The organism is Providencia sp. wls1943, from assembly GCF_009706275.1.
Taxonomy (GTDB): Bacteria; Pseudomonadota; Gammaproteobacteria; order Enterobacterales; family Enterobacteriaceae; genus Providencia; species Providencia zhijiangensis.
In genome coordinates this window covers 44,439-62,067 of the sequence record NZ_WLTU01000018.1, presented here as the reverse complement: position 1 = coordinate 62,067, position 17,629 = coordinate 44,439, and the positions used below count along the sequence as shown (strand labels likewise).

General features: G+C 42.3%; 12 protein-coding genes. 5 read left to right on the top strand and 7 right to left on the bottom strand.

Annotated elements, in window-relative coordinates; translation table 11 throughout:
- Positions 1-31: 31 nt before the first annotated feature.
- The 4 genes from sufB to ydiJ form a co-directional block, all read right to left on the bottom strand.
- Positions 32-1,531, bottom strand: a complete 1,500-nt coding sequence (gene sufB / locus GKR48_RS09690) for a Fe-S cluster assembly protein SufB (protein ID WP_154627944.1) — start codon at positions 1,529-1,531, stop codon at positions 32-34.
- A gap of 16 nt (positions 1,532-1,547) precedes the next feature.
- Entirely contained in the window at positions 1,548-1,916 is a 369-nt protein-coding gene (gene sufA, locus GKR48_RS09685) for a Fe-S cluster assembly scaffold SufA (RefSeq protein WP_154604421.1), read from the bottom strand.
- Positions 1,917-2,299: 383 nt separating this feature from the next.
- Positions 2,300-2,716, bottom strand: a complete 417-nt coding sequence (locus GKR48_RS09680; protein WP_154627943.1) for a hotdog fold thioesterase — start codon at positions 2,714-2,716, stop codon at positions 2,300-2,302.
- Positions 2,713-5,784, bottom strand: coding sequence for a D-2-hydroxyglutarate dehydrogenase YdiJ (gene ydiJ, locus GKR48_RS09675; protein WP_154627942.1), 3,072 nt, complete (start codon positions 5,782-5,784; stop codon positions 2,713-2,715). The genes GKR48_RS09680 and ydiJ overlap by 4 nt, the downstream gene beginning before the upstream one ends.
- Before the next feature lie 254 nt (positions 5,785-6,038).
- Here ydiJ and ydiK point away from each other — a divergent pair, with 254 nt between their 5' ends.
- The gene (gene ydiK, locus GKR48_RS09670) at positions 6,039-7,154 is read left to right on the top strand and encodes an AI-2E family transporter YdiK (protein ID WP_036950431.1); all 1,116 of its coding nucleotides are present in this window, start codon (positions 6,039-6,041) and stop codon (positions 7,152-7,154) included.
- 702 nt (positions 7,155-7,856) lie between these two features.
- On the opposite strand, the gene ppsA is transcribed toward ydiK, so the two are convergent.
- Positions 7,857-10,235 carry a phosphoenolpyruvate synthase gene (gene ppsA, locus GKR48_RS09660; RefSeq protein ID WP_154627941.1) on the bottom strand — a complete coding sequence of 793 codons (2,379 nt, stop codon included), beginning with the start codon at positions 10,233-10,235 and terminating at the stop codon, positions 7,857-7,859.
- A 281-nt stretch (positions 10,236-10,516) separates the two neighbouring features.
- On the opposite strand from ppsA, the gene ppsR reads away from it, so the two are divergent.
- The 4 genes from ppsR to GKR48_RS09640 all read left to right on the top strand — a co-directional run bounded on the left by ppsR (position 10,517) and on the right by GKR48_RS09640 (position 15,831).
- A complete protein-coding gene (ppsR, locus tag GKR48_RS09655; RefSeq protein WP_154604422.1) occupies positions 10,517-11,359 on the top strand; it encodes a posphoenolpyruvate synthetase regulatory kinase/phosphorylase PpsR in 843 nt (280 codons plus the stop codon).
- Between the two features lie 136 nt (positions 11,360-11,495).
- Positions 11,496-12,545, top strand: coding sequence for a 3-deoxy-7-phosphoheptulonate synthase (locus GKR48_RS09650; protein ID WP_154627940.1), 1,050 nt, complete (start codon positions 11,496-11,498; stop codon positions 12,543-12,545).
- A 276-nt stretch (positions 12,546-12,821) separates the two neighbouring features.
- On the top strand, positions 12,822-14,969 hold the full coding sequence (locus GKR48_RS09645) for a TonB-dependent receptor domain-containing protein (protein WP_154627939.1): 2,148 nt from the start codon (positions 12,822-12,824) through the stop codon (positions 14,967-14,969).
- A 490-nt stretch (positions 14,970-15,459) separates the two neighbouring features.
- Positions 15,460-15,831 carry a helix-turn-helix domain-containing protein gene (locus tag GKR48_RS09640; protein WP_006813273.1) on the top strand — a complete coding sequence of 124 codons (372 nt, stop codon included), beginning with the start codon at positions 15,460-15,462 and terminating at the stop codon, positions 15,829-15,831.
- Positions 15,832-15,915: 84 nt separating this feature from the next.
- Here GKR48_RS09640 and GKR48_RS09635 read toward each other — a convergent pair whose 3' ends face one another.
- Both GKR48_RS09635 and GKR48_RS09630 read right to left on the bottom strand, forming a co-directional pair.
- Complete coding sequence (locus GKR48_RS09635) at positions 15,916-16,932, bottom strand: lipoate--protein ligase A (protein ID WP_154627938.1); 1,017 nt, start codon at positions 16,930-16,932, stop codon at positions 15,916-15,918.
- A gap of 74 nt (positions 16,933-17,006) precedes the next feature.
- The gene (locus GKR48_RS09630) at positions 17,007-17,492 is read right to left on the bottom strand and encodes a C40 family peptidase (protein ID WP_036950443.1); all 486 of its coding nucleotides are present in this window, start codon (positions 17,490-17,492) and stop codon (positions 17,007-17,009) included.
- Positions 17,493-17,629 lie beyond the last annotated feature (137 nt).

The window sequence follows — 17,629 nt, the reverse complement described above, 5'->3', positions numbered from 1 at the left end:
AGCGCTCAAGCGCAACTAAACTCGGTTAGGATCAGCCCACACTGTGTTCTAAGCTGATAGCCAATAATTTTTGTGCCTCAACGGCAAACTCTAATGGCAACTCTGAGAAAACATCTTTACAGAAGCCGTTAACAATCATTGAGATAGCATCATCTTCGCTGATCCCACGTTGTAAGCAATAAAACAGCTGGTCTTCGCCAATGCGCGACGTTGTCGCTTCATGTTCCAATTGTGCGGTATTGTTCTTCACTTCCACATACGGGAAGGTATGAGCGCCACATTGGGTACCAATCAGCATGGAATCGCACTGGGTAAAGTTACGGGCGTTATGGGCGCTCGGGAGTATTTTGACGAGCCCACGATAACTATTTTGGCTTTTACCTGCCGAAATCCCTTTTGAGATAATCGTTGAGCGGGTATTTTTGCCGATGTGGATCATTTTAGTGCCCGTATCCGCTTGTTGGTTGCCATTGGTCAGTGCGACAGAGAAAAATTCCCCAACTGAATTGTCCCCTTTTAAAATCACACTTGGGTATTTCCACGTAATAGCAGAACCCGTTTCGGATTGTGTCCATGACATTTTGGAATTTTCCCCTTCGCACAGAGCACGTTTAGTCACGAAATTGAGAATTCCCCCCGTTTCGCTATCACCACCCGAGAACCAATTTTGAACTGTCGAGTATTTCACTTCGGCATCTTTATGGATAATCACTTCCACAACCGCAGCGTGTAATTGATAGCTATCTCTCACCGGTGCTGAACACCCTTCGATGTAGCTCACATAGCTGCCTTCATCCGCAATTAAGATTGTGCGTTCAAATTGCCCTGTTTTTGCTGCATTAATACGGAAATAGGTCGATAACTCCATCGGGCAACGCACCCCTTTCGGGATGTAAACAAAGGTTCCGTCCGATGCCACGGCTGCATTCAGCGCAGCAAAAAAGTTATCGTGGCTAGAAACGACGCTACCTAAATATTTTTGCACCAGTTCCGGGTACTCTTGAATCGCTTCGCTGAACGAGCAGAAAATAATCCCGTGTTTGGCTAAGTCGCCACGGTAGGTTGTCGATACAGAAACGGAGTCAAAAATCGCATCTACCGCCACTTTGCTGCCTTCACGGACAGGCACGCCTAGCTGGTTAAAAGCATCTTCAACTTCGCTCGTCAGATAATTCGCGTCTTCCGCAGCGCCTGTTGATTGCGTCGCACCAGGCTGTGAGCCGCAGGCATCATCACACGACCCGCACGATGGTGCCGAATAATAGCTGTAATCTTGGTAATCCAAATTTGGATAATGGGCTTTCAGCCAGTGTGGCTCTTCCATGCCTTTCCAGTGATTAAAGGCATCAAGACGAAATTGCAGCATCCACTCAGGTTCATTACGCTTCGCAGAAATAGCACGAACCACATCTTCATTTAGCCCTTTCGCCATCTCATCGGTGGCAACTTGGGTAAAAAAGCCTTCTTTATAACGTTTTTCATCAAGCCAGCTTTGAACATCTTCGCCAACTTCTACATTGCTCTGAGACATAATCTAGCTTCACAAGTTAAACGCCGAAACTTTCACCACACCCACAGGCATGTTGAGCTTTCGGGTTATTAAATTTAAAAATATGGTTAAGCCCTTCTTGGACATAATCCACTACCGTGCCATCAATGAATGGCATTGCTTTTTTAGGCACATACAAGTGTGCACCATCGAGTTCAAACACTAAGTGGTCATCGGTTGGGTTTTCAATCATCTCGAAGACATATCCAAAACCTGCACATCCCGACTGTTTCACGCCGAGGGATAGACCTTTGCTATTGGGTGTTTGAAGAACCAATTTGTTGATCTGTTTAGCGGCACTAGGGGTTAGGCTGACGCCCTGCCATGAATTTTCATCCAATGAAAATGTTTCTACACCATCAGTCATTTTGACCTCACTTTTCTTATGGTTTTTCAGCCTGTTATCAGCGATTTCTTCTCTATATGACATGGTAATGATTACCCATATGACTTCAACCATTTGTTTTAAGAGGTTATAGCGATGAGAACGGTTTATTGACAGGGTTTTAGTTCATAAAAATAGCTAACCAATTAATAATTAAGAAATAAATTTCATTCATGATAATGTTTTTTATGTATTAATGAGTACATAAAAATAACACAAATTAATAAAGTGATATTCGGTATAAGACTACATTCATTGAATAAGAATGAATAAATTAGATAAGTTATAAAGAATTGATATGAAAGATAAATATAGGATTGATACCCTCAGATAAACTGAGGGTATCAGAGGAAATAAACTGCTGATTATTCAAACAATACCGCAGTCGTTAAACGGGAAGTGCAACACAGTTGGTCTTTCTCGTTAAAAATTTCGATATTCCACACCTGCTGACGGCGTCCCAGATGAATCGGTTTACATACACCTCTCACCACACCTTCTCGCGCCGCACGAATATGATTAGCGTTAATTTCCACGCCAACCACACGTTGATCCCCTTCACTGCATAGGTAGCCTGCGATTGAGCCTAGGGATTCCGCCAACACCACCGAGGCACCACCGTGTAACAAACCAAAAGGCTGCTTGGTGCGATGGTCAACTGGCATGGTACCTTCAAGGTAGTCATCACCGAAACCTGTAATTTCAATCCCTATATGGCCTAACATACAGCTTTCAGCCATCGCCGCCATTTGTTGCAAGTTAAATTGACGCTTCCAAATCATGAAACAATCTCCAGTAAGGCTTGAATTGGGTGTTTGATTGCCGTTTTTTCCATTCGTTTTACTTGGCTACGACAGGAATATCCCGAACTTAAGCAACGTTCTAGGGGCAGTTTTTCTATCGCAGGTTTCCACGACAGGTTGTAAATACCTTTTGAATTTTCAAGGTTAGCGACTTCATGACCATAGGTCCCAGCCATTCCACAGCATCCAACACTCACGTTTGTGAGTTTACGCCCGTAACGGGAAAACAGTGCCGCCCATTGGTTGGCGCTATTGGGTAATGCCGTTAATTCAGTGCAGTGGCCAAAGAGATACCAAGGCTGCTCGTCAGTCCCATCATTTTCGGCTTGTTTTAATAATGAGTGCTCAGGTAATGAAATTAGCCATTCATGAGCCAGCATCACCGTAAACTGGCATTGTTGCTCACCTAAAATTTCGTGGTACTCATCGCGATAACACAGCACCAATGCAGGGTCGACACCCACCATCGGTAATTGCAGTTTAGCAACGCGATTTAAAAAGTCCGATGTTTTACGTGCGGTTTTCGCAAAACGGCTTAAGAAACCTTTGATATGTTGTGCTTTACCATTCGGTGAGAATGGGAGTAACACGGGTTTATAGCCTAACTTTTCAATCAGGCGAACAAAGTCTACCACCACCTTGGCATCGTAATAGCTAGTGAATGGGTCTTGCACCACAAGCACATGGTTTTCACGTTGGCTGGCAGACATGCCTTCAAGCTGTTCCAATGTCAGGGAGGTCGCTGCATGCCCTGATAACTCCTGTTTCAGCGTCGGTTGAGAAAATAACGGTAAATCCACCATACCAATGGCGTGTTCGCTAAGTTTCTGAACTACCGTTTGACGCAAGAAAAAGTTAAAAACGCCCGGCGCTTTTGACATCAACGGAGCGCTGGCTTCCACATTCGCTACAATATGGTCACGAACAGGTCGCAAATAACGGCTATGGTACAGAGCAAGAAATTTTGCGCGGAAAGACGGCACATCAATTTTAATTGGGCATTGAGTCGAGCATGCTTTACAGGCTAAACACCCAGACATTGACTCTTTCACTTCATGGGAAAAATCATAATCCCCCAGCTTCGCCCGCCATGAGTTACGCGTTTTTTCAATCAATCCACGTAACGATGGAGATGCGCTTTTCACACCTTTTTCAATTTGCTCTGGTGTGACGCCCTGCTCCGCCAATAAACGTAGCCATTCACGAACTAACGTCGCACGACCTTTCGGTGAATGCACACGCTGGCGGCTAATTTTCATCGATGGGCACATTTGGCTTTTCACATCAAAGTTGAAACAGAGCCCGTTACCGTTACAATCCATCGCACCTCGGAACTCTTGACGTATTTGAACAGGAATTTGGCGATCGTATGTGCCACGCTTAGCTGCATCCACCTGTTTCATTGGGGCATCGACACCCGCTGGAGGGCAAATTTTTCCAGGGTTCAAACGATTATCTGGGTCAAATGCCGCCTTAATGTTACGCAGCTCACTGTAAAGCTCTTCACCAAAGAATTCTGGGCTATATTGCGCTCTGAAGCCTTTACCGTGTTCCCCCCACAGTAAGCCGCCATATTTTGCAGTCAAAGCAACAATCTCATCCGAAATTTGCTTCATTAACAATTCTTGCTGAGGGTCACACATATCTAATGCGGGGCGAACGTGTAAAACACCCGCATCCACGTGACCAAACATTCCGTAATTCAGTTTATGGCTATCCAGTAGCGCTCTGAATTCCTCAATATAATCTGCAAGATGTTCGGGTGGTACACAGGTATCTTCAACAAATGGGATGGGTTTCGCGGCACCTTTACTGTTGCCCAATAACCCCACCGCCTTTTTACGCATATTATAGATACGGGTAATGTCCGCGAGGTCATGACAAACTTGGTAGCCAATCACGCCCGCTTGATGGCTCGCCATCAATTCATCAAGGCGTTGGCATAAGCTATTAGTCAAATGATTGATTTCGTTTTCATCATCGCCACTAAACTCAACAATGTTCAGCCCAAGCATCTCTTTATTCGGCACATCCGTGATCAGCGATTTTACGGAGTGCCAAACAATATCTTCTTTCGCGAGATTCAGAACCTTCGAGTCGACGGTTTCTACCGAGAGCGCTTGCGCCTGCACCATAAATGGTGCGTTACGCAACGCGGATTCAAACGAATCATATTTGACGTTCACCAAACGGCGCACTTTTGGTAGCGGCGTGATATCCAGTGTGGCTTCCGTAATAAACGCCAGCGAGCCTTCAGATCCCGTTAAAATTCGCGTTAAATCAAACTGAGTAAGGTCATCATTAAAAACATGACGTAAGTCATAGCCCGTTAAAAATCGGTTTAGTTTTGGAAATTTTTCTTCGATTAACGGACGCTGTTCTAAGCAGCGTTCAAGGACGGTTTTATAGATACGCCCTTCGACTGAATCCTCTGACGCAATCGTTTGGGCGAGATCGATAGGCATAGCGCGAGTATCAAGGCAAGCGCCCCCTAATACCATCGCTTTGACACCTAAAACATGGTCTGACGTTTTGCCATACACTAAAGACCCCTGCCCAGAGGCATCAGTGTTGATCATTCCGCCCAATGTCGCTCGATTACTTGTGGATAGCTCAGGAGAGAAAAAGTAGCCATACGGTTTTAGAAATTGGTTAAGTTGGTCTTTAATCACGCCAGCTTCAACTTTTACCCATCCCTGTTCTGGGTTGATTTCTAAAATTCGATTCATATAGCGGGACATGTCCACCACAATCCCTTCAGTGAGCGATTGTCCATTGGTGCCCGTTCCCCCGCCACGCGGCGTGAAACTTAATTCGCGGTATTTATCTTGCCCTGCAACACGCGTAATGATTTGTACATCAGCGCTGGAACGAGGGAAGATGACGGCTTGAGGTAATAGTTGGTAAATGCTGTTGTCAGTAGCCATGGATAAGCGCTCAGCGTAACTGGTGCCAGTATCACCAGTAAAACCTTGCTGTTGTAGCTCGTGCAGAAATTGGATAGCTAGCTGACTAAGATGTGGTGCTTCAGATATACGCGGGATCATTATTAATCATGACTCTTGTTGTTGAGTAATCGCATTTGTCGTTATGTACTATCTTTAGTTTAAGTAGCACAATAGGCACAAGGTATATTGAAGTGTTCCCTCGCAGCCTGTAAAGATAGCGCATCTGCCGGTGACATTGTCAGTAAAACCATATCACAATATCGTTTCTTTTAAGCATGAAAAATAATTACGTTATTTTCACCTGTAAAAGCCCTAACCCCACAGAATTTTCATTTGTTAAGGATTGATCATTAATGGAAAAATCGCAAAAACGTTTGGATTTACCCAAACTCGTCCTGGGACTGCTCTCCATTATCTTTATGATAGCGACCTGTTTTTGGGTCTTAAGCCCATTTATTTTAGGATTCGTATGGGCGGGGATGATGGTGATTGCTACTTGGCCAATTCTCTTACGACTACAAGCACGTCTTTGGAATAAGCGCTGGCTTGCTTCATTGACCATGGTTCTACTGATCTTCCTTCTTTTTGTTATTCCAACCAGTATTTTGATTGGCAGCATAATTCAAAACAGTGCGCCGCTTATCGAATTAGCGAAGTCACCGGCTAGTATCACCTTGCCTGATTTAGAGTGGCTGAATCAAGTGCCTATGGTCGGAGAGAAACTTTATTACGCTTGGCACAGTTTAGTCGCGAGTGGTGGTAATGCGTTATTGGCTAAAGTTCAACCTTATTTCGGTCAAGCCGCAGGATGGTTTGCAACGCAGGCCGTTAGTGCCAGCCGCTTCTTATTCCACCTCGTATTAATGTTACTGTTTAGCGGTCTTCTTTATTATAAAGGTGAGCTTGTGACAATCGGTGTTCGTCACTTTGCTGTACGTCTTGCGGGCATCCGTGGCGACGCAGCGGTGGTACTTGCAGCACAATCTATTCGTGCAGTCGCACTTGGCGTGGTTGTTACCGCTTTAATTCAAGCCATTGTAGGTGGCGTCGGTTTAGCTCTATCGGGTATTAGTTATGCCGCCATTTTAACGGTCTTGATTTTTATCTGCTGCGTCGCACAACTTGGCCCACTATTAGTCATGGTTCCTTCCGTTCTATGGCTATTTTGGACTGGGGATACCACCTGGGCAATCATTCTCGGTGTCTGGGCGGCAGTGGTTGCCACAATGGATGGCGTATTACGCCCTTGGCTGATTAAAATGGGTGCAGATCTTCCTATGGTGCTTATTTTAGTGGGTGTTATCGGCGGTATCTTATCATTCGGTATGATTGGCTTATTCATTGGTCCTGTAGTGCTGGCTGTCTCTTATAGCCTGCTCAAAGCGTGGATGAATGAAGTGGCTCCACCAAGTGAGAATTTAGAGGCTACCGAAAAATTCCTTGAAGAAGAATTCTTAATGAAGAAATAAATTTCATTTAATTCGAGAAAACATGTTTCATTTTGAACATGTTTTCTCGACTATCTATTCTCATTAATATTTAGAAACAATATTTAACACACTACTGTTAGTTTTTATCTTTAATTATGCTAATATTCTCCCCATCGAATGAATAATCATTTGGGAACAATAAGTAATATCTTATTAAGAGTGTTCCGAGTGATTAACTTATTTAAACAGTTTAATATATCCCTGTTAATATCTCTTCGATAACGAATTAATAAGTTATGTTATTTAATTTCTAACGTGACTTACTTAACCAAATTGCTGTGTGTAGTCTTTGCCTGTCAGCCCATGATAGGCTTTTTTTTTATCCCTACGCCCCCCATCCCCAACTCTCACTATGACAGTGGCAATATAATATTCTAATTACTCTCCTTATACGTGATTACGCATAATTGGAGTAATGGATTTAATGGTTTTAATGGTTTTAATGATTTTAATTATTTAATAACTTTTTATTTAACATTAATAATGACTTTATTTATGAGACTATAGTTTTATTTTGCTGAAAATCTGAATAATATATTATGAATATTTACGTAAATTAAACTTATATTAGGTTTAATTCTATTGCTGTAATAGGTTGCCTCTATATATAAACAAAGGTCGGTAAATAATAATTATTTACCGACCTTCTTATAATGAACCATCTAAAAATGAATAATTAAATTATTGATTTTCAGCGATTGTTAGCCAAGTTTGCACCACAGTATCTGGGTTCAACGATAGGCTATCAATACCCTCATCCACCAGCCATTGAGCGAAATCTTGGTGGTCTGATGGACCTTGCCCACAAATACCGACATACTTGTTCTGACGCTTCGCAGCCTTGATTGCCATTGATAACATCGCCTTAACCGCATCATTACGCTCATCAAACAATTCAGATACAACACCCGAGTCTCTATCAAGACCGAGGGTTAACTGAGTCATGTCGTTAGAACCAATGGAGAAGCCATCAAAGTGTTCAAGGAACTGGTCAGCTAGTAGTGCGTTAGATGGAATTTCACACATCATAATCACTTTTAAGCCATTCTCACCACGTTTCAGGTCATGTTTTGCCAGCTCAGCAACCACAGACTCAGCTTGTGCTACTGTGCGAACAAACGGGATCATCACTTCAACGTTAGTCAGGCCCATCTTGTTGCGAACGCGTTTAACAGCTTCACATTCCAGTGCAAAACATGCACGGAAGCTATCTGACACATAACGCCCAGCCCCACGGAAGCCCAACATTGGGTTCTCTTCTTCAGGCTCATAAATATCCCCACCGACTAAGTTGGCATATTCATTGGACTTAAAGTCAGATAAACGTACGATCACGCGTTTTGGCCAGAATGCTGCAGCGAGTGTTGAAATCCCTTCCGTCAGCTTGCTAACGTAGAATTCAACAGGGTCGTCATAGCCGACCATCATATTGCGAATTTCTGCTTGTAATTCTGGCGTCTGAGCATCGAACTCTAGCAGTGCTCTTGGGTGAACACCGATCATACGGTTGATGATAAATTCGAGTCTCGCTAAGCCGACACCTTCGTTTGGTAAACAAGCAAAATCAAATGCACGGTCTGGGTTACCCACGTTCATCATGATTTTGACGTTCAAATCAGGCATGTTATCCACTTCGGAGCTGTGAATTTCAAAATCTAATTTGCCATCATAAACGAAGCCAGTATCCCCTTCAGCACAAGAAATCGTGACCTCTTGGTCTTCTTTCAAGCGCTCGGTTGCATCTCCACAACCAACAACAGCAGGGATCCCAAGTTCACGCGCGATGATCGCTGCATGGCAAGTACGACCGCCACGATTTGTCACGATAGCAGCGGCTTTTTTCATGATAGGTTCCCAATCAGGATCCGTCATGTCCGTCACTAATACGTCACCCGGCTGAATTCTATCCATCTCACTTAAGTTATGGATAACTTTAACCGAACCTGCGCCAATACGATGACCGATTGCACGACCTTCAACTAAGACCTGCCCTTGATCTTTCAGTTGATAGCGTTCCATAACCTGTTGGTTAGAACGAACAGTTTCCGGACGCGCTTGAACAATATACAGACGACCATTATGGCCATCTTTTGCCCATTCGATATCCATTGGACGGCCGTAGTGTTTTTCGATCTGTAAAGCTTGACGAGCCAACTCTTCCACTTCGTGATCAGATAAAGAGAAACGATTGCGTAGCGCTTCTGGCACATCTTCAATCTTCACTTGTTTACCGTGCTCTTTACTGTCGGCATAGACCATCTGCAATTTTTTAGAACCTAATGTACGACGTACAATCGCAGGCTTATTATTTTGTAAGGTTGGTTTATGGACATAGAATTCATCTGGGTTTACCGCGCCCTGTACAACCATCTCGCCGAGACCATATGCGGAGGTAATAAAGACGACTTGGTCGAAACCAGACTCAGTATCGATAGTAAACATAACACCGGAAGAAGCGAGGTCAGAACGCACCATTCTTTGCACACCCGCAGATAACGCGACGCCACGATGATCGTAGCCTTGGTGTACACGGTAAGAAATAGCACGGTCATTAAACAGCGACGCAAATACATGTTTAATGGCAACCAAAACCGCATCAATCCCTTGAACGTTGAGAAATGTCTCTTGCTGCCCAGCAAATGAGGCATCAGGCATATCTTCAGCGGTTGCTGATGAGCGAACAGCGAATGACGCTTCTGCTTCACCTTCAGATAATTGAAGGAAAGCTTCGCGAATATCCTGCTCTAATGCTGGCGTCAATGGGGTATCAATCACCCATTGGCGGATCTGAGCACCGGCTGTCGCCAGTTGGTTCACATCATCAATATCCGTTTCATCTAGCAGGTTGTAAATACGCTGGTTTACACCGCTCTGCTCCAGAAAATCATTAAACGCCTGTGCGGTTGTCGCAAAACCGTTTGGTACGGATACACCAAGATCGGACAAGTTGGTGATCATTTCACCGAGGGAAGCGTTTTTGCCTCCAACACGGTCAACATCATTCATCCCTAATTGGTTATACCAAAGTACATTACACGGAGTAAGGCCATTTGTGGACATTGAAAGCGATCCTTTTATAGCAATTTAGTGACAGACAACAAATCGTAAAAAATCTCGTTGGCGAAAATTCGCCTCGCGAATAGACTAGCACAGACGTTATGGGAAGATGGACTGGTGAATCGTTCCATCAATTAATAAAATTTTTTTGTTCTAAAAATTGTTCAAAATTTGTCTATACTTCCCCCCATAAATGATTTTTAAATATTTATTCACTTACAATATTTTCCAAAACTTAGAAAAAATACGATAAAAAGAAGCCAGTTATGAGCGAATTAAATTCTATGAGTAAAAATGCCAGCCAAGTCCAACGCACCGTTTTTTTCATCTCTGATGGTACTGCAATCACAGCTGAAACGTTAGGGCACGCCGTCTTATCTCAATTTCCATTATCCTTTATTTCTTACACCTTACCGTTCGTTACTACGCAAGCACGAGCGCTTGAAATTAAACAAAAAATCGACACTATCTATGCTGAAACAGACCTTCGACCGCTGGTGTTTTATTCAATAATTTCCCCTGAAGTGAAAGAAATCATCACTCAAAGTGCGGGCTTTTGTCAGGATATCGTGCAAAGTTTGGTCGCTCCAATACAGAGAGAAGTCGGGTTAGAGCCAGAACCAAAACTTAATCGTACCCACGGGTTATCCATGCAAAATATGAATCAATATGATGCCCGTATTGCAGCAATTGAATATACCCTCGCTCACGATGATGGCATCTCATTGCGTAACCTTGAACAAGCGCAAGTGATCTTAATTGGAGTCTCTCGCTGCGGTAAAACTCCAACAAGCTTATATTTAGCGATGCAATTTGGCATACAAGCCGCCAACTACCCATTCACTGCCGATGATATGGACAATTTACAGCTACCTGCCGCATTACGCCCCTATACCCATAAACTTTTTGGTTTAACCATCAGCCCTGAACGACTTGCGGCAATTCGTGAAGAGCGACGTGAAAACAGCCGTTACGCCTCACTTCGTCAGTGTCGTATTGAAATTGCTGAAGTAGAAGCCCTATTTAGACAGAATAAAATCAATTACTTAAACACAACTAACTATTCTGTTGAAGAAATTTCAGCAAAAGTGATTGATACGATGGGATTACAGCGTCGTATTTTTTGATGAAATAAAATATAAAAAATTATTCATTCAACCCAAGTTGGTGGTTTGAATTTGAGCCAGTTTCGTTTATTGTGACCTTAGTCACTAATACGGCTGTACGAAATGGCTCAGCCGAGTAAAAGTTTTGAGAAACAAAATGCATAAAACAGATGAGTTACGAACTCAGCGAGTGGACAGTTTAATTACACCACAAGTACTCGCTGAGGAATTTCCGATATCCCAAACAATTGCCAATAACGTGACAGCGTCACGTAAAAGAATTGAAAAGATCTTATCCGGTGAAGACCCGCGTTTGCTGGTAATTGTAGGTCCTTGCTCTATTCATGATATTGACGCCGCAATTGAGTACGCGAACAAGCTCAATACACTACGTCAAAAATATCAAGATCGCTTAGAAATTGTCATGCGCACCTATTTTGAAAAACCGCGTACCGTTGTGGGCTGGAAAGGCTTAATTTCTGATCCGCATCTTGATAATTCATGTCAAGTAAACACCGGTATCCGCTTAGCGCGCAAACTTTTGATTGAAGTTAATCAATTAGGGTTAGCAACCGCCACCGAATTCCTCGACATGGTGACGGGGCAATATATTGCGGACTTAATTAGCTGGGGAGCGATTGGCGCTCGTACCACTGAAAGTCAGATCCACCGAGAAATGGCTTCGGCGCTCTCTTGTCCTGTTGGTTTTAAAAACGGTACAGATGGCAATATCAACATCGCTATTGATGCTATTCGTGCAGCCAAAGCGCAACATATGTTTTTATCGCCAGATAAGAGCGGGCAGATGACCATTTACCAAACCAGTGGTAACCCTCATGGGCATATCATTATGCGTGGTGGCAAGAAGCCTAACTATGAAGCGCAGTACATTTCACAAGCCTGTGAAAAATTAAATGAATTTGGTTTAGCTGAGCATTTAGTGGTGGACTTCAGCCATGGTAACTGCCAGAAAATTCATCGTCGCCAATTAGATGTTGCGCAAGATATCGCCCAACAAATTAAGCAAGGCTCCACAGCGATTAGTGGCGTCATGGCAGAAAGCTTCTTAAAAGAAGGCAATCAAAAAATCTGTGCAAACCAACCTCTGGTTTATGGTCAATCGATTACCGATCCATGTTTAGGTTGGGAAGACACCGAACAGTTGATTGAAATTCTGGCTGACGCTGTTAACTTCCGCTTCAAATAAGTCTCGCTGTCCACAGCCAAAATAAGCGCTTTAAATTGTATTATAATCTAAAGCGCTTATTTCCATTCCTCGCCCAAATAAGTCACCACCAACACATTCATTCAGCAATATAATTACCTGATAATTTCAATTATTTTAACATCATTAACCAAAAAATACTTGATACCGCCATTTTATTAACGATAATGATTCTCGTTTTTAACTATATGCTACCCATAGATAATTTTTTTATTATCTTGGCTGCTAGAATCATATTACTCAGGAAAGGATTTCCTAATGGCGCTTACATTGAGATCAGCATCAACTTCAGGTGCTTCACACAGCAAAGTATTTTCTTTATCAACATTAACCGTCGCCCTTGCTATGACTGGGTTCAGTACTGCGAGTTTTGCCGCCGACGATATCATTCACGTCACCACCACTCCATTGAACCACGAAAAGTTTGCCGTTGCTGAGCAATTTGAGGTGATTGACGCTACCGCACCAGAACAACAAACTGCATCATCCGCCCTCGATTTATTAAAGGGTCAGGCTGGTATTTTTGTGACTGGTGCGGGTAGTACCTATGGACAATCCGTACAAATGCGCGGATATGACTCTCGTGGTGTAAAAATCATGGTCGATAATGTGGTTCAGGATTTTAATTCTGGCTTATTCGATGCCACACTGATTGATCCCTCACTGATCAGTAAAGCCTATGTGCATAAAGGCGCATCTTCTGTACAACACGGCAGCGGCGCGCTTGCTGGTGTAGTTTCCTTAAAAACATTGAATGCTTCTGAGATGCTAAGACCTGAACAAAATCTGGGCGGACGCTTGTTTAGTGGAGTTAATCGTAACGACCATAGCTATTATGCTGGCGGAACGTTATTGGGGAAAACAGACTCTGTCGATGCTTTTTTCAGTTACACGCAACGTAAAAAATACCTATTATCATCACCAGAATCTCGTCAATTTGATAACCAAGAAAAAATTCATAATTGGATGTTAAAAACAACATGGTATGCCAATCCGGCTTATCACGTTGGTTTACAGCTTAGGGAATATCGTAATGATAGCATTGGCTTAAAACAGCCAACTGTTGTTGATACTCGGCAACCTAAATTCAAAAACAGCCCTCAAAAACGAGAAGCATTGCAACGAGACGTCACTGTCACTCAACGTTTCACCCCAACTAATTCGTTAAATTGGCAAGCCGAGTGGCAGCTCTATTACACCGATCTTTATCTCGGTCAGTTAGATATGCTGAAAAAATCCAGTAAATCGGCACCTTATGCACAAGAAAATCGAAACCAATATACTTATGGCAGTCATTTTTCCAACAGCTTTACACTTCCTATGCATGGGTGGTTAACACATCATATTCAAAATGGTTTTGAGCATTATCAGCAACAACAAAAATCAAACGAATATGCAATTAGTTATCCCCCAGCATCTGTTTCAAATACATCAGGTTGGATAGTCAATGATATGACATTGACCCACCTACCAATAACATTTTCGACAGGCACCCGTTACACTCAATATCAAACATCTCGTGATGGTTTTGGTAAAGAAAAACACAGTAACTGGTCTTCTCGCCTCGCATTAACTGTCACGCCAACAAGCTGGTTGAATCTCCATTCCTCCTATTCAGAAGGCTATCGTACGCCTCGTTTATCTGAGCTTTACAACAATTCAAACCATTTCATCGTGCCATTTATGGGATATCGCTCTGACTTTAGACCTTCACCAGATCTACAACCAGAGACAAACAAAACAATTGAAGCTGGTATTAAGCTCAGCTTTGACGATTTTGTAATGGATGGTGATGAGTTACAACTAGGGACGACCTATTACACAACAAAGGCGAAAAACTACATCGCATCGGCAGGAAAATTCGATAAAAAATATAATTTCATGAAAGGTGAGTATACCTATTTCCCTGAGCAAATATTTTTTACCAATATTCCATCGGCTTCCATTTACGGTTTTGATAGCTATATCCACTATGCAAATTACTGGTTTGACTTAAATATTAGCCATAACACCACAACGGCATATGAGGATGGCACTGACTACTCATTATCCGCCATTCGTCCTGAAACACTCTTAGTGCGTTTTAATGCACCTATTTCTAATAGTGGGCTCTATATAGGGTGGATAGGCGAATTTGCAGCTAGAACGGAACTATTGGGAAATTCACAATACCAATTAGCACAGCACAAATCAGAGCACGGATTAGACAGAAATCATCGAGAAGTCATTCAATATGCAGGTTACGGTACTCATGATTTCTACATAAACTACAAAGCCGACCAATTTGTTAAAGGGTTAAATACGACCCTAACCCTGAAAAATGCCTTTGATAGAGAATATGTTTCCTCCATGGGTGTACCTCAGGAAGGTCGTAATTTTTATTGGAACGTCAGTTATCAATGGTAATTAATAAGTAACTACATATTGAAATCAGGTTCATTTATCCCAATCTTAAATTTCATGGGTAAATGAACCTTTCAATACACGCACTATCGTTAAGAAAACAATTCACTTCGGAATTTCCTGTTAATTGTTATATTGCCTTGAAGTATTTTGTTCATTATTACATCAAATAAAATTTCAATAATTTACTTGGTTAATAAAATAGAACAGCACCAACAATAAATTTGAATAAGTCTATTGGTAAATCTAAATAAGTCTATTTTTAATCATGAAAATAAATATAACATACTGTATTTAAGTGAATTTTAACATTCAATAGTGTATGTTTAGTTTTTTGCATTTCAATGAAAACTATCGTAACAATAGTTATTCTCACTCAAAAACCGCACGATTAGCCTATCGATATATCGGAAAAAAAGGAAGAATAGACCATAATTTCATGAGTTATTATTAGTTATTAATGAATAATAGCCTACTAGAGTAGGAGGTAGATATGTCAGAAAGTGTAGTCAATGAAATCATTAGATGGCTTGAAAGCCAATTACAACGTAATGAAGGCATCAAAATTGATACTATCGCGGATAAAAGCGGGTATTCGAAATGGCATTTACAGCGTGTATTTAAAGAGCTTAAGGGCTGCACACTAGGCGAATACGTTCGTAAACGTCGCCTATTGGAAGCGGCTAAATCATTACGTGAAGGCAACTTACCTATTCTCGATATCGCGTTGCAATATGGCTTTAGCTCACAAGCGACATTTACCCGTATTTTCAAAAAACACTTTGATACTACCCCTGCTAAATTCCGTCAAGCAGGTGAGTTACCAGAATGTAAAACTTTTATGACTTGCAATTGCCATCATTAAGCGCGCATTAGATTTTCGTTACACCCTCAAACACCCATTCCAACGAAATCTATTTTTTGAGCCGATAAATAATCGGCTCTTTTTTTATCTCAGTTCGTTCACCAACCAACCTTCTAAATCTGCAAATTGCTCAGTCAATTCTGGCCACAATACGGTCATTTTTGCCATTAACTGACGCACGGTTTCCGTTTGATAGGCTTGCCCCAGGAGTTGCTGACTTAACCACTCCAATGGCGACGGGTCGAGACTGTCGGTGAAAAATTGGCAGCGCGTTATCACGCCTTTTTCAATATCAAAGTGGAACTCAATACCGCCCCATGGGAATCGAGTATCTGCCATATGGCTAAAAGCAGGCGCTTGTCCAAAATTCCATTCCCAGCTACTTTGCTTCGCGAATGTTTCCGCAAAATTGGGTAAATCAGGGAGTTTTTCCGGTGAGATATACTCCGGTTCTACCGTTTCACCGTAGTAGCTAAAGAAACTATTTATAATTCCTTCGCACACTTTTTCATGGGAAATATCCGGTACCAACTCATTTAAATTGGCGACGCGAGAACGCACTGATGTAATCCCTTTGGCTTGCAGTTTTTTAGGGTCGGGATTGAGGTAGTTTGCTAAACGACTTAAATCGGTATTAATCAGCAAGGTGCCGTGGTGGAAGCCACGATCTTTAGTTTCACGGTAGGCTGAACCTGATATTTTTCGCGGGCCATTTTCGGTTTCGAGAACTAAATCATTGCGTCCAGAAATTTCAGCGTGGATCCCGACTTGTGCCAGTCCATCCACAATAATTTGGGTTGAGATGGTTTTATCATATTCCGGTTTTCCTGCCATAAAGGTAAAACAGGTATTCCCTAAATCTTGAAATACAGCCCCTCCGCCACTGCTACGGCGCGCTAATCGAACATTATCTTGTTCCATTTTGCGAGTATTGCATTCTTTCCATGGGTTTTGAGCGCGACCAATGACAACAGTATCGGCATTACGCCATAGGAACATCACGCGTTGGTCGGCGGACATTTGGCGAAAAATAGTCTCTTCTACCGCTAAATTAAACCAAGGGTCGAAGGATTCAGAGATAAATAAACGTAATGTAGACATTCGACTATCCTAAAAGCAAAACTTGCTCCTAAGATAGCATAATCATTGAGGAATTAATGAGGAATGAAGCAAAATTAGATGCGCCGTGCCTGCCAAAACACTTTTCGCCAATAGCTATTATCCATCGATGAACGCATGACGCCTTTACTGGTGGATGCATGAATAAATGTGTTGTCCGTATCGTAAATCCCAACATGCAGGCCGTTTTCCCCAGATCCCGTTTTGAAGAATACCAAGTCACCCGGCATTAAATCCGATTTATCAATCCGCGTACCTAAACGCGTTTGGTCAACCGTCGTACGGGGGACTTCAATAGCAAAGCGGTCACTAAATGTTCGATAGACAAAACCCGAGCAATCCACGCCGTTTTGGCTCATGCCACCATAATGATACGGCGTACCATACCATTGGCTTAGCTGGTCTTTGAGTTGAGCGATAGTCATGATTGGATCAGACAATTGGGTTTTCATTGGCGGTGCTGATGTCCGTTTTACGGATGAAGAGCAGCCAATCAACACGAGGCAACACAGCAATGGTAGGTATTTGAGATTCACTATCATAGCGTACCTTATAGATAACCCGTGGGTATAGATAACTAAAAAATAATCACCTTAAGTGATATCCTAATACGCGAGACTATAATGTACAATGATCAACAGTACAACGCATAAAAAAATAAACACTTAAGGCTACTTAT

Coding starts and splice junctions, on each gene's coding strand:
- ydiK (WP_036950431.1), top strand. CDS start 6,039: ATGGAAAAATCGCAAAAACGTTTGGATTTACCCAAACTCGTCCTGGGA.
- ydiJ (WP_154627942.1), bottom strand. CDS start 5,784: ATGATCCCGCGTATATCTGAAGCACCACATCTTAGTCAGCTAGCTATC.
- GKR48_RS09630 (WP_036950443.1), bottom strand. CDS start 17,492: ATGATAGTGAATCTCAAATACCTACCATTGCTGTGTTGCCTCGTGTTG.
- ppsA (WP_154627941.1), bottom strand. CDS start 10,235: ATGTCCACAAATGGCCTTACTCCGTGTAATGTACTTTGGTATAACCAA.
- GKR48_RS09650 (WP_154627940.1), top strand. CDS start 11,496: ATGCATAAAACAGATGAGTTACGAACTCAGCGAGTGGACAGTTTAATT.
- sufB (WP_154627944.1), bottom strand. CDS start 1,531: ATGTCTCAGAGCAATGTAGAAGTTGGCGAAGATGTTCAAAGCTGGCTT.
- sufA (WP_154604421.1), bottom strand. CDS start 1,916: ATGACTGATGGTGTAGAAACATTTTCATTGGATGAAAATTCATGGCAG.
- GKR48_RS09645 (WP_154627939.1), top strand. CDS start 12,822: ATGGCGCTTACATTGAGATCAGCATCAACTTCAGGTGCTTCACACAGC.
- ppsR (WP_154604422.1), top strand. CDS start 10,517: ATGAGTAAAAATGCCAGCCAAGTCCAACGCACCGTTTTTTTCATCTCT.
- GKR48_RS09680 (WP_154627943.1), bottom strand. CDS start 2,716: ATGATTTGGAAGCGTCAATTTAACTTGCAACAAATGGCGGCGATGGCT.
- GKR48_RS09640 (WP_006813273.1), top strand. CDS start 15,460: ATGTCAGAAAGTGTAGTCAATGAAATCATTAGATGGCTTGAAAGCCAA.
- GKR48_RS09635 (WP_154627938.1), bottom strand. CDS start 16,932: ATGTCTACATTACGTTTATTTATCTCTGAATCCTTCGACCCTTGGTTT.